The organism is Achromobacter animicus (assembly GCF_902859585.1).
In the GTDB taxonomy this organism is placed as follows: Bacteria; Pseudomonadota; Gammaproteobacteria; order Burkholderiales; family Burkholderiaceae_B; genus Achromobacter; species Achromobacter animicus.
In genome coordinates this window covers 76,834-89,255 of the sequence record NZ_CADIJM010000009.1, presented here as the reverse complement: position 1 = coordinate 89,255, position 12,422 = coordinate 76,834, and the positions used below count along the sequence as shown (strand labels likewise).

The window sequence follows — 12,422 nt, the reverse complement described above, 5'->3', positions numbered from 1 at the left end:
TCCATGGACGCCCGCGCCCAGCAGCTCCGCGCAAACGGCACGTCGTTCGCGCTGCTGGCCGGCGCGTTTCGTTTTCTGGGGTGGTTGAATGGCGGTGCCGCTCTGATCCTGGTCGGATTCACATTGGGCATCGTGGGGCCGGACATCGCCGCGCCCGATCTGCAGATTCCCCTGTTGTTTTTCCTGGCCGGTCTTGTGCTGGCCGGCCTGGGGGTGGCGTTTGCGTACTTGGCGCAGGTCAGCCTGTTGCGGCAAGGCTACAGCGGCCATCTGACGCGTGGTCATTGGCCCGCGCAATTGCTGGCGCTGATTTGCTTCGTGGCAAGCATGCTGGCCTTTTGCGCGGCGTGCTGGTTCGCGGCCGGACAGGCCGTGACGGCGACCCCACAGGCGGCGGCCTACGCTCAGCGGTAAAAGCGCGGGTAAACCCGTATGCGCAAAAATATTGGACTTGTGTGGATGGTCGGAATAATATGCGCACTGCGTATATAAATCCTCTTTTTGGGGCCCGTCATGAGCATCTCCCAGCAAGCCTTCCTGCGCGACGCCATGCGCCGCCTCAACCTCACCCGCGACGTGTTTGCCACGCGCATTGGCGTTAAGCGCCGGGCGCTTGATACTTGGCTTCTGCCTGAAGGTTCGCAGGAATTCCGCGCCATGCCGGAAGTCGTGCAGCGCTTTGTCAGCGAAATCGTGCAAAACGGTGTGCTGCTGGAAAAATATACGCAAAGCGTACAAGACGGTCCCTTGCGTGATCGCATCGCCGTTGAAGGCAAGAACCAGCTTCTGTCGGTGGATCAGTTCACCCGCGACTCCGTCGAAGACCTGTTCCGCGTGGCCGACATGATGCAGCCCATCGCGCGCCGTCAGAAGGTCTCGCGCGTGCTGGAAGGCGCCGTGCTGGGCAACCTTTTCTTCGAGGCCAGCACCCGCACCCGCGTCAGCTTCGGTTCCGCCTTCTGCCGCCTGGGCGGCTCGGTGTGCGACACCACCGGTTTCACGTTCTCGTCGATGGCCAAGGGCGAGTCCATCTACGACACCAGCCGCGTCATGAGCGGCTATGTGGACGCGATGGTCATCCGCCACCCCGATCAAGGCTCGGTGGCGGAATTTGCGCGCGCCACGAACATTCCCGTGGTCAACGGCGGCGACGGCCCGGGCGAACACCCCAGCCAGGCGCTGCTGGACCTGTACACCATCCTGACCGAGTTCTCGCGCCTGGGTAAGTTGCTGGACGGCGCGCACATTGCGATGGTCGGCGACCTGAAATACGGCCGCACCGTGCATTCGCTCATCAAGCTGATGGCGCTGTACAAGAACGTGAAGTTCTCGCTGATTTCGCCCAAGGGCCTGGAGATGCCGACCTACATCGTCGAGCAGGCCAGCCGCAACGGCAACATCATCGAACAGAAGTCTTCGCTGGCCGAAGGCCTGGCCGGCGCCGACGTCATCTACGCGACGCGCGTTCAGAAGGAGCGCTTCGCCAACGAAGAGAACGAAGGCTACACGCCGGACTTCCAGGTCAACCGCGCCATCATCGACGCCTATTGCAGCCCCGAGACCATCGTGATGCACCCGCTGCCGCGCGACAGCCGCCCGGGCGCCAACGACCTCAGCGTGGACCTGAACCACGATCCGCGTCTGGCCATCTTCCGCCAGACCGATAACGGCATTCCCATCCGCATGGCGATCTTCGCCGTGCTGCTGGGGGTGGAAGGGCTGGTGCAGCATTCGCTGCGTGATGTGACGTGGCAGCATCCGTCGCATGTCGGTCCCGACGATTCGGTCTTCCACGGCCTGGATTGACGTCAACGGTTCTTGGCGGCGCCGCAAGCGCGGCCCCGCCGCGGTGAATTCAAGCATAATCCGCGCTGGTTTTTCGGGCGCGCGCCGCTGCCAGGCGCGCGCGCCGTTCTTGGGCGGATGAGCTTATGTCTTCGAGCAGTACCGGTGTTCCTCCTGCAGCTACCGCAAGGGCGGCCCCCGCAAACGCGGCCTCCGCAAACGCGGCCGGCGGCCACGATTGCTACCTGAGCGCATCCAACGCGCAGGCCTGGGAAGCGGTCTATCAATCGGTCGACGCCGATACGCGCGGCAAGGTTGCGGCGGTGGTGTCGGACCACGCCACGCAGCTCGTCGACGCCTTCTATTCCACCTTGCTCGCCGATGCCGAGGCCGGCCCGCGGCTCTCGCATGAAATCGTGTCGACCCGCCTGCATCGCGGCATGACGCATTGGCTGAAGGGCCTGCTGTGTGTGCGCGACCAGGGCGACATCGACGTGCTGTTGGCCACGCAGAAAAAGGTCGGCGAGGTCCATGCGCGCGTCCACATTCCGATCCATCTGGTGATGGCAGGCGCCCGCATCCTGAAGAACGAGATTGCGCAGCGTCTGCGCGCAAGCGGTCTGGATGGCATGGCGACATCGGTGGCCACGCAATACGTCTGCAACCTGTTCGATCTGGCGATCGAGCAGATGAGCCGCGCGTTCATGCGCGACATCAACCGCGGCGCGCGCAACGACGAGGCCTATCGCCTCTTCGCGCTGGGTCAGAACATCTCGACCGAACGCGAACGCCAACGCGCCGCGTTGCTGGAGTGGAGTCAGGCGGTGCTGATAGGCCTGCATTACCGGACGCCGGAGCAGGCGCTGCCGCGCCTGGCAGCCTCGGAGTTCGGTCTGTGGCTGCAGCACAAGGGCGCGGTGCTCTTTGAAAGCGCGCCGGCGCTACGCCAGATCACGGAGGCCGTGGCGCGCCTGGATGACACGGTGCTGCCGCGGATGATGCAAGGGAGAGGTCACGAACAGGAATCGCTGCCCGACCAGGTTCGTGAACTGCAAGAGCTGGTGGCGCGTATCAAGCATCTGCTCAACGGCCTGTTCGACATGGTGGCCGAGATCGAAAGCGGCAGCGATCCGCTCACCAACGTGCTGAACCGGCGCTTCCTGCCGTCCGTCATCGGCCGCGAGATTTCGCTGGCCCAGCGCCAGCGGTCAAGCTTTTCGGTGCTGCTGCTGGACATCGATCACTTCAAGGCCATCAACGATGCGCATGGCCACGCGGGCGGTGACCAGATCCTGCGCCAGTTCGCCGAGGTCGTCCACCAGACCTGTCGTTCCAGCGACTTCGTGTTCCGTTATGGCGGCGAGGAATTTCTGGTCGTGCTGGTGGACACGGGGCCCGGCGCCGCGCTGGCCGCCGCTGAAAAACTCAATGCCGAGATCCGCCGGCACCGCTTCATGCTTGCCGAGGCGGGCGCGCTGCAGGTGACGGCCAGCATCGGCGTGGCGACCTTCGATGGCCATCCCGACTACGCGTATCTGATCGATCGCGCCGACAAGGCGTTGTACAAGGCCAAGCAGGCCGGCCGCGACCGCAGCGTCGAGGCATGAAAAAGGGCTGCTCCGTCAGGGGCAGCCCTTGTTGCCGATGCGGGTAAGAAGGCTTAGATCTTCTTTTCGCCGCCCAGCGCCTCGACCAGCTCGGCCATCATCTTGGCCAGTTCGCCGGTCATCAGCATCATGTCGGAATCGAACTTTTCGTCGTCATTCGCGGCGACGCCTTCGTTGCCTTCCTTCAGTACGTCCAGGGGCGCTACGCGCTTGACGTCCAGGCCTTCGGTCAGCACGAACGACACGCGGTCGGCCCAGGTCATGGCCAGGCGCGTGCACTGCTTGCCGGACTGGATGTGGCGGCGCACGTCGTCGGCGTCAATGGAGTGCTTGACGTAGCGAATGGCCGCGCCGCTTTCGCCGGACGAGCGCAGCTCGGTGTCCTGGTCGATGGTGAAGTTGCTGGGCGCTTCGTCCTCGGCCAGCCAGCCGGTCATGGCCGACGCTGGCGATTGGGCGACGTACAGATTTTCCAGCGGGAAGGGATCGACGCACTTGGCCAGCAGGCCGATGACTTCGTCGGCCTTGGCCGACGCAGCCGCGTCAATGACGAGCCAGTTGTTCTTCGGGTCGATCCACACGCGCGTGTCGCGATAGACGCTGAAGGCGCGCGGCAGAAGCTCGTCGGTGACGCGCTCCTTGATTTCCTTCATCTGCTTGCGGCCCGGCTTGTAGCCTTGCTGCTCTTCGATTTCCTGGGCGCGCGCCTTGGCGACCTGGTTGATCACGGTGCCCGGCAGAAGCTTCTTTTCGGCGCGCAGGCTGAGCAGGATCTGGCCATTGACTTCGTGGGCCAGACCGCCGTTCTCGCGCGGGGGCACCCAGCCCAGGCTTTGCATTTCGAGGTTGTTGCCGGACTGGTACGCATGCTTTGCCAGCGTGTCTTCAAGCTGATCGCCGGTCAGGGTCCAGGGCGAGGAGAGGCGGTAAATCTTGAGATTCTTGAACCACATGAGCGTCGGCCAAAAGGGTTGATTCTATACGACACGGCGGCTTTGCCGAAGGGGCTGAGTACACCCGCAACAGGCGACACGTTCTGTCACTGACAGCGATCAGCCTATCCGGTAATGTCCCGCGCACCAACGTGAGATTGGAGTAAATACATGAAAATCATTGGCGCGATCCTGATTGTCCTGGGCGTGGTTGCCTTGGCCTACAAGGGCTTCAGCTACAAGTCCGAGGAAACGGTCCTGCAGATCGGATCCGTGAAGGCCACCGCGGAAACCGAGAAGTCGGTTCCCATCCCGACGTGGGCAGGCATTGCTGCGATCGTGGCGGGTGTGGTCGCGATCGGCGTGGGCATGCGTCGTTGATCCGCGCCGGCCGCGAGGCCGGCCGTGTGCCATCGAAAGGCATGAAGAGGGCGGTCGCATTGCGGCCGCCCTTTGTCTTGGCACGAGCGGTCGCACGATCCGCGGCCACAAAAAAAGCGGCCCGGCTCAATAAAGAGTCGGGCCGGTACGGGAGCACACAATGCCGCGTCATAAAAGGCTCGCGGGGAACGCGGCATCGGTGTCAGAAGAGCAACCCTGCAATCGTCTGACAGGGGGATCAATCGTCAGGCAATCTTGCGCAAGGCCGTAATCTGAGCGCTCAGTCTACTGGCGCCGGTCTGACATGGTCCTGAAAGTGCGAATAAAAAAAAGCTCCCATAAGGAGCTTTTGAAAGGCCGGGCAGGCGCAGCAGTCCCGCCCGGCGGGGGATGGTCTATCAGGCGTTGATGTCGTTGTCCTTGGATTCGCGCACGAACAGCGTGCCGATGACCAGGGTCATGACCGCGATGATGATCGGATACCAGAGGCCGTCGTAGATGTTGCCGGTGGCAGCCACCACTGCGAACGCGACGGGAGGCAGGAAGCCGCCGAACCAGCCGTTGCCGATGTGGTAGGGCAGGCTCATCGACGTGTAGCGGATGCGCGTCGGGAACATTTCCACCAGCATGGCGGCGATCGGGCCGTACACCATGGTCACGTACAGCACCAGGATCGTCAGCAGCACCACGACCATCACGTTGTTGGTCTGGGCCGGATCGGCCTTGGCCGGGTAGCCGTGGCTGCGGATGGAGGCGGTCAGCGTCTTGTCGAGTTCAGCAACCTTGGCCTTGAACTCGGCGGGCGCCAGCGAGCGGCCGTCGAACGAGGTGAACTCTTCGTTGCCGATCTTGACGCGGGCCACCGAACCGGCCGGAGCCGCTTCGTTGCGGTAGTTCACCGAGTTGCGGGCCATGAACGACTTGATCACGTCGCAAGAGCTGGTGAACGACGCGGTGCCCACGGGGTTGAACTGGAACGAGCAAGTGCTGGGGTCCGCGATCACGGTGACCGGCGCGGACGCCTGCGCCTTTTCCAGCGCCGGGTTGGCGAAGTGCGTGAGGCCCTGGAAGATCGGGAAGTAGGTCGCGGCAGCGATCAGGCAGCCCGCCATGATGATGGGCTTGCGGCCGATCTTGTCCGACAGCGCGCCGAAGATCACGAAGAACGGCGTGCCCAGCAGCAGCGCGATGGCGATCAGGATGTTCGCGGTGTTGGCGTCGACCTTCAGCGTCTGCGTCAGGAAGAACAGGGCGTAGAACTGACCCGTGTACCAGACTACGGCCTGGCCGGCGGTCAGGCCCAGCAGCGCCAGGAGCACGACCTTCAGGTTCTTCCATTGGCCGAACGATTCGGCGATCGGCGCCTTCGAACCCTTGCCTTCTTCCTTCATGCGCTTGAAGGTGGGGGATTCGTTCAGCTGCAGCCGGATCCAGACCGAGATGCCCAACAGCACGACCGAGATCAGGAACGGAATGCGCCAGCCCCAGGCCTTGAAGTCGTCTTCGCCCATGAACGTGCGGATGCCCAGGATGACCAGCAGCGACAGGAACAGACCCAGCGTCGCGGTGGTTTGAATCCAGGATGTATAGAAGCCGCGACGGCCGTGCGGGGCGTGTTCGGCAACATAGGTTGCCGCGCCGCCGTACTCGCCGCCGAGCGCCAGGCCTTGCAAGAGGCGCAGGACGATCAGGATGGCGGGAGCGGCCAGGCCGATGCTCGCGTAGCTGGGCAGGATGCCGACGAGGAACGTGGACAGGCCCATGATCACGATCGTGACCAGGAAGGTGTATTTACGTCCGACCAGGTCGCCCAGCCGGCCGAACACCAGCGCGCCGAACGGCCGCACCGCGAAACCGGCCGCGAAGGCCAGCAGCGCGAAGATGAAGCCCGCGGTCGGGTTCACGCCGGAGAAAAAGTGTTGGGCAATGATGGCTGCGAGCGAGCCGTACAGATAGAAGTCATACCACTCGAACACCGTGCCGAGTGAAGACGCGAAGATGACCTTGCGCTCCTCCTTGGTCATCGGACGCGGATCCGCGGATGGACCGCGGCCTGCCATGGTAGTTGTGCTCATGATGTCTCCTCGTTTTTTAGGCCGGCGGTTTTCCGCCGTGCTTGACCCTCCGCCGGCGAGCCGACATCGAGCTATCGCCACATTGGGGGCCGAGGCTGACGAGGTTCTGACGTGACCCTTACTTGAATCTTAAAATTGAAACAAACAGTAAACGCGCCGGGGAAGGCTAGGGATAGTCCTTAGCTGTCGGACGTCTCGGATGGCGGCGTGTAGAGGGGAAAAACGACACGGATGCGGGTGCCTGGCAAGTCGGAGTGTTCGGTGGGATGGTCGCCGATTTCGACGCTCGCCTGATGCTTCTGCGTGATTTCGCGCACGATGGCCAGGCCCAGGCCGCTGCCGTCGGATGACGTGCCCAGCACGCGGTAGAAGCGGTCGAACACGCGCTCGCGTTCGTCGGGCGCAATGCCCGGTCCGGAGTCCTCGACTTCCAGGATGCCTTGGCCGTCCGCTTGCAGCACGCGCACGGTGATATGGCCGCCGCGCGGGGTGTAGCGCAGCGCGTTGTCGACCAGGTTGTTCAGCAGCTCGGCCAGCAGCAGCGGATTGCCATTGATCTCGACAGGCGTGTCCGAGCCTTCGAACCCCAGATCTGTGCTGAGCGACAGCGCCAGCGGCACCCAGTGCATGGTCTGCTCGTAAGCGATGGCGTTGATGTCCGTGCGTGTCAGGCCGATCGCGCTGGGATTTTCAGCCCGGGCCAGCAGCAGCAACTGATTGACGAGCCGGGTTGCGCGCTCAGAACCGGTCACGAGCTGGCGCAGGCTGGATTGCATTTCCTCGGGACTGGCGTCCCGCAGCGCCAGTTCAGCCTGTGTGCGCAATCCCGCCAGGGGCGTCTTCAACTGGTGCGCCGCGTCGGCCACGAAACGGCGCTGCGCCTGCACGTTGGCGGACAGGCGGTCCAGCAGGTCGTTCATGGCCGCGACCAGCGGGGCAATCTCGGAAGGCGCGGCGCGTTCGTCGATGGGCGAGAGGTCGTCGGGCCGGCGTGCGCGCAGCCGCTGCTGCAGCGCATTCAACGGCGCCACGCCGCGCGACAGGCCGAACCAGACGAGCAGCACGGCGATGGGCAGCACCACGAACTGCGGAATGATCACGCCCTTGATGATGTCGTTGGCGAGCTGCGTGCGCTTTTCCACGGTCTCGGCCACGATGAACAGCGCGGGCTGCGTGCCGGGCAGGTGCAGGTCCACCCAGGTGAAGGCCAGGCGGATGCCAAAGCCGCGCAGCGTGTCGTCTTCGTACTGGACTTCGCCGGGGCGGGGCTGGCCCACGGTGGTCGGCAACGGCAGCGCGCGGTCGCCGCCCAGGTATTCGCCGCGGCTGCCCAGCGCCAGCCAGAACACGCTGTCGGTCTCGTCGGCGCGCAGCACGTCGCGGGCGGCATCGGTCATCTTCAGCACCGCGCGGCCATCCTGAGCGTGAACCTGGCGCGTCAGCACGTGCAGGTTGTTGGCCAGAGCCCGGTCGTACGGCACGTTGGCGATGTTCTGCGCCACCACGTAGGTGATGGCGACACTCATGGGCCACAAAAGGAACAGCGGCGCCAGCATCCAGTCCAGGATCTCGCCCAGCAGCGACCGTTGCGGCGGCGCGAAACTCGGGCCCTTGGACCCGGCTTGCATGATGTCCAGGGCTTCCTGGTTGAGCGGCTCTGGAGCGGGCTCAGCTTGCGAGGTACGCCGCACCCTGGTCCCGCTCAAGACAGTAGCCCAGGCCGCGCACGGTGACGATCTTCACGCCGCTGGGCTCGAGCTTTTTGCGCAGGCGATGCACATAGACCTCGATGGCGTTGGTGCTGACTTCCTCGCCCCATTCGCACAGGTGGTCCACGAGCTGGGTCTTGCTGACCATGCGGCCGCTGCGCGTCAGCAGGATCTCGAGCAGGCTGACCTCACGCGCCGACAGATCCAGCGTCTGGTCGTCGACGATGGCGACGCGGCCGGTCTGATCAAAGAGCAGCTTGCCATGCTTGAGCATGGTGCCGCCGCCGCCCGCGCCGCGTCGCGTCAACGCCCGCACGCGGGCCTCGAGCTCGGACAGCGCGAATGGCTTGGCCATATAGTCGTCGGCGCCCAGGTCCAGGCCCTTGACGCGCTGCTCGATGCTGTCGGCGGCGGTCAGGATGAGGACGGGCAGGGCGGAATTGCGGGCGCGCAGGCGGCGCAGCACTTCAAGGCCGGCCAGTTGCGGCAGGCCGAGGTCCAGGATGAGCAGGTCGAAAGCCTGGGCGGCCAGCGCGGAATCGGCGGAAAGACCATCGCGCACGGCATCCACGGCGTAGCCGTTGTGGCGCAACGAGCGGGACAGGCCGTCGGCCAGGATGCTGTCGTCTTCGGCGATCAGGATACGCATGGGCTGCTGCTAGGAAGAAACACCGCGGCCCGGGGGCGGAAAAAGGGCAAAATACCGGGATCGCTCCGGATTCTGTCACACGCCGCCGGGCTTGCCACTCAGGGTATACGTGCAAAGAACTGGCACACTGGTTATTTGTCCAGTACAATCCGATGCCATAATCTGAACCTCATTGCCAGACCCGCAGTTTTCCGACTTCCAGATACGTTACAGACAGGACTCCTCATGGACGACAAAACCACCAAGGCCGCCGCTTCGGAAAAAGCCAAGGCGCTTGCCGCCGCACTTTCGCAGATCGAAAAGCAGTTCGGCAAGGGCTCGATCATGCGCTACGGCGACAACGAGGTCTCGCACGACATCCAGGTGGTTTCCACGGGCTCGCTCGGTCTGGACATCGCGCTGGGCGTCGGCGGCTTGCCGCGCGGCCGCGTCGTTGAAATCTACGGTCCGGAATCGTCGGGCAAGACCACGCTCACGCTGCAGGTCGTCGCCGAAATGCAAAAGCTGGGCGGCACCTGCGCCTTCGTCGACGCCGAACACGCCCTGGATGTCCAGTACGCCTCCAAGCTGGGCGTCAACCTGTCCGACCTGCTGATCTCGCAACCGGACACGGGCGAACAGGCTCTGGAAATCACCGACGCGCTGGTGCGCTCGGGCTCGGTCGACCTGATCGTCGTCGACTCGGTGGCTGCGCTGGTTCCCAAGGCTGAAATCGAAGGCGAAATGGGCGATTCGCTGCCCGGCCTGCAGGCCCGCCTGATGAGCCAGGCCCTGCGCAAGCTGACCGCCACCATCAAGAAGACCAACTGCATGGTCATCTTCATCAACCAGATCCGCATGAAGATCGGCGTCATGTTCGGCAACCCCGAAACCACCACCGGCGGCAATGCGCTCAAGTTCTACGCGTCCGTGCGCCTGGACATCCGCCGCATTGGCTCCATCAAGAAGGGCGACGAGGTCGTCGGCAACGAAACCCGCGTCAAGGTCGTCAAGAACAAGGTGGCGCCGCCGTTCAAGCAGGCTGAGTTCGACATCATGTATGGCGCCGGCATCTCGCGCGAAGGCGAAATCATCGACCTGGGCGTGGCCGCCAACGTCGTCGACAAGTCGGGCGCCTGGTACAGCTACAACGGCAACCGCATCGGCCAGGGCAAGGACAACGTCCGCGAATACCTGAAAGAACACAAGGACATGGCCATCGAGATCGAAAACCGCGTCCGCGAAAACCAGGGCATCGTCAGCCGCGCCGCTGAATTCGTGCCCACGGCGGAAGACACCGCCGAGTAATCCCGGGCATTCGACTGGGCTCGCCGCGGTTCGGGCTAGCCCCTCCGCCGGCCCGTCTGGGCTGGGAAACTGCGGCAGGCGCCACTTGGGCCTGCCGTTTTTTTCTTGGGCCTGCCGTTTTTCTCTTGGGCCTGCCGTTTTGTTTAGCAAGCAGGAAAGCGCATGAGCTGGAAATCGACTCCCGCATCCGCCGAGCGCCAACGCGCCAGGTTGGACGACGAATTCGAAACGGTCGCCAAGCCGCAAGGCTTGCGGCGCACGTCCGATGCGCGGGTGGCCCGCGAGGCCGCGGCGCCTGACGATTCGGCCGATGGCGTCGAACCCGCCGGCCTGTGGCAGCGCAGTTCCGAGCAACGTAGTTCCGCTCAACGCGGCGCCGCGCGCGGCCGGCGCGCCGACCCTGCCGACAGCCCTGGCGAGGCAACCACGTCTGATGGCAAGCAGGCCCGCAAGGGGCCGTCGCTGAAGATGCGGGCAGTGGGGTATCTATCGCGGCGCGAACACGCGCGCGAAGAACTGGCGCGCAAGCTGGCCGCTTACGCCGAAGACGCAGCCGAAGTCGAATCCGTGCTGGACGCGCTTGAGAAAGAGGGCTGGCTGTCCACCGAGCGCTTCGCCCAAAGCCTGGTCCATCGGCGCGCCTCACGGCAGGGTGCGGCGCGCATCGTGCAGGAACTGCGCCAGCACGGCGTGGACGACAATCAGGTCGCGGAATTGCGCGACCAGCTTCGCGCCACCGAATACGACCGGGCGCTTGAGGTCTGGAAAAAGCGCTTCAGCGCCAAGCCCGAAGATCGCACCGTCTATGCAAAGCAGGCGCGCTTTCTGGCCAGCCGCGGTTTCGCGCACGACGTCATCCGGCGCATCCTGGGCGAGGGCGACGAAGACTGACGTGGGGCCGGCGGGCATTGTTCCCGCGGGCGTCGGGCCGGCCGGCGGCGCTGCAGTCGTCGCTGTCCCTTACGTGATCACTTCGCCGACTTGATGCCCGACAGCGTCTTGAAACAGACGTCGCGGGTAATGGTCAGAAATTCATCGATATAAGAGGCGTCCGTGTCCTCGCTGCGCACCGTCGCATACAGCGTGCGCCACACGCCTTGCGGGCCCAGGCGGCAAAGCCGCAGCCATCCCTGATTCATGTATTCCGTCAGCGCCCAATTGGGCAGGGCTGCCACGCCGCGATTGCTCGCCACCAGTTGCGCAATGATCGGCGTCAGCTCGGCCTTGCGGACGGCGGCCGGCTCCACGTCCGCCGGGTCCAGGAAGGCGGTAAAGACGTCCAGGCGCTGCTTGTCCACCGGATAGGTGATCAGCGTCTGGTCCGCCAACTGCTCCGGCATGACGAATTTGTTGCCGGCAAGCGGGTTGGATTCGGACACGGCCAGCACCAGTTCATATTTGAATAGCGGCAGGTAGTCCACTGCGTCCAGCGGCTGCGGGTCCGACGTGATGACCAGGTCCAGGTCGCCGCGCACCAGCGCGGGCAGGGGGGCGAAGGAGAACGCTGCAGACAGGTCCAGCGCCACGTCCGGCCATTGCACGCGGAAGGCGTCCAGCGCCGGCATCAGCCACTGAAAGCAGGAATGGCAGTCGATCGCCAGGTGCAGCCGGCCGGTGCGTCCGGCAGCCAGGCGCTGCAAATCGCGCTCCGTGGCGCGGATGCGCGGCAAGACCTCGTCGGCCAGCGCCAGTACTCGCAAGCCCGCCGTCGTCAGCCGGGCCGGCCGCGTGCGGCGATTCAACAGGGGCGTACCCAGCCGAGTTTCCAGGTCCCGCAATTGATGCGACAGCGCCGATTGAGTCAGGTGCAGGCGCTCTGCAGCTTCCTGCAGGCTGCCGCCGTCACGGATGGCGGTCAGTGTTTCAAGGTGGCGAATTTCCAGCATCGGGCGGCTTCATACAAGACGAATCTACGAGGGCATCCCGGCGATGAATCTACCTTCCCGGGACCAAGCCGGCATTCTATGAGATTTCTTCATCTTATAAATGTAGACATT

11 protein-coding genes are annotated in these 12,422 nt (G+C 64.2%); 6 read left to right on the top strand and 5 right to left on the bottom strand.

Annotation, left to right across the window (positions count from 1 at the left end):
• Window positions 1-3 precede the first annotated feature (3 nt).
• The 3 genes from HV681_RS19740 to HV681_RS19730 all read left to right on the top strand — a co-directional run bounded on the left by HV681_RS19740 (window position 4) and on the right by HV681_RS19730 (window position 3,392).
• On the top strand, window positions 4-414 hold the full coding sequence (locus HV681_RS19740) for a hypothetical protein (protein WP_175124643.1): 411 nt from the start codon (window positions 4-6) through the stop codon (window positions 412-414).
• Window positions 415-513: 99 nt separating this feature from the next.
• Entirely contained in the window at window positions 514-1,806 is a 1,293-nt protein-coding gene (locus tag HV681_RS19735) for an aspartate carbamoyltransferase (RefSeq protein ID WP_056322519.1), read from the top strand.
• Between the two features lie 125 nt (window positions 1,807-1,931).
• Entirely contained in the window at window positions 1,932-3,392 is a 1,461-nt protein-coding gene (locus tag HV681_RS19730) for a diguanylate cyclase (protein ID WP_175124642.1), read from the top strand.
• 53 nt (window positions 3,393-3,445) lie between these two features.
• Here the strand turns inward: HV681_RS19730 and HV681_RS19725 are convergent, their stop codons facing one another.
• On the bottom strand, window positions 3,446-4,345 hold the full coding sequence (locus HV681_RS19725; RefSeq protein WP_056567374.1) for a recombination-associated protein RdgC: 900 nt from the start codon (window positions 4,343-4,345) through the stop codon (window positions 3,446-3,448).
• A 150-nt stretch (window positions 4,346-4,495) separates the two neighbouring features.
• Between HV681_RS19725 and HV681_RS19720 the strand changes: the two genes are divergently transcribed.
• On the top strand, window positions 4,496-4,705 hold the full coding sequence (locus HV681_RS19720; protein WP_056322527.1) for a hypothetical protein: 210 nt from the start codon (window positions 4,496-4,498) through the stop codon (window positions 4,703-4,705).
• A 398-nt stretch (window positions 4,706-5,103) separates the two neighbouring features.
• Here the strand turns inward: HV681_RS19720 and HV681_RS19715 are convergent, their stop codons facing one another.
• From HV681_RS19715 to HV681_RS19705, 3 genes are all read right to left on the bottom strand, one after another.
• Window positions 5,104-6,765, bottom strand: coding sequence for an MFS transporter (locus HV681_RS19715; protein WP_370633080.1), 1,662 nt, complete (start codon window positions 6,763-6,765; stop codon window positions 5,104-5,106).
• Between the two features lie 194 nt (window positions 6,766-6,959).
• Window positions 6,960-8,336 carry a sensor histidine kinase gene (locus HV681_RS19710; RefSeq protein WP_175124730.1) on the bottom strand — a complete coding sequence of 459 codons (1,377 nt, stop codon included), beginning with the start codon at window positions 8,334-8,336 and terminating at the stop codon, window positions 6,960-6,962.
• Between the two features lie 112 nt (window positions 8,337-8,448).
• Window positions 8,449-9,138, bottom strand: a complete 690-nt coding sequence (locus tag HV681_RS19705; RefSeq protein WP_175124640.1) for a response regulator transcription factor — start codon at window positions 9,136-9,138, stop codon at window positions 8,449-8,451.
• Window positions 9,139-9,363: 225 nt separating this feature from the next.
• On the opposite strand from HV681_RS19705, the gene recA reads away from it, so the two are divergent.
• Window positions 9,364-10,425: a recombinase RecA gene (gene recA / locus HV681_RS19700; protein WP_175124639.1), complete on the top strand. Its 1,062-nt coding sequence runs from the start codon at window positions 9,364-9,366 to the stop codon at window positions 10,423-10,425.
• Between the two features lie 162 nt (window positions 10,426-10,587).
• Window positions 10,588-11,316, top strand: a complete 729-nt coding sequence (gene recX, locus HV681_RS19695; RefSeq protein ID WP_175124638.1) for a recombination regulator RecX — start codon at window positions 10,588-10,590, stop codon at window positions 11,314-11,316.
• Window positions 11,317-11,393: 77 nt separating this feature from the next.
• Here the strand turns inward: recX and HV681_RS19690 are convergent, their stop codons facing one another.
• A complete protein-coding gene (locus HV681_RS19690; RefSeq protein WP_175124637.1) occupies window positions 11,394-12,311 on the bottom strand; it encodes a LysR family transcriptional regulator in 918 nt (305 codons plus the stop codon).
• Window positions 12,312-12,422: the final 111 nt, after the last annotated feature.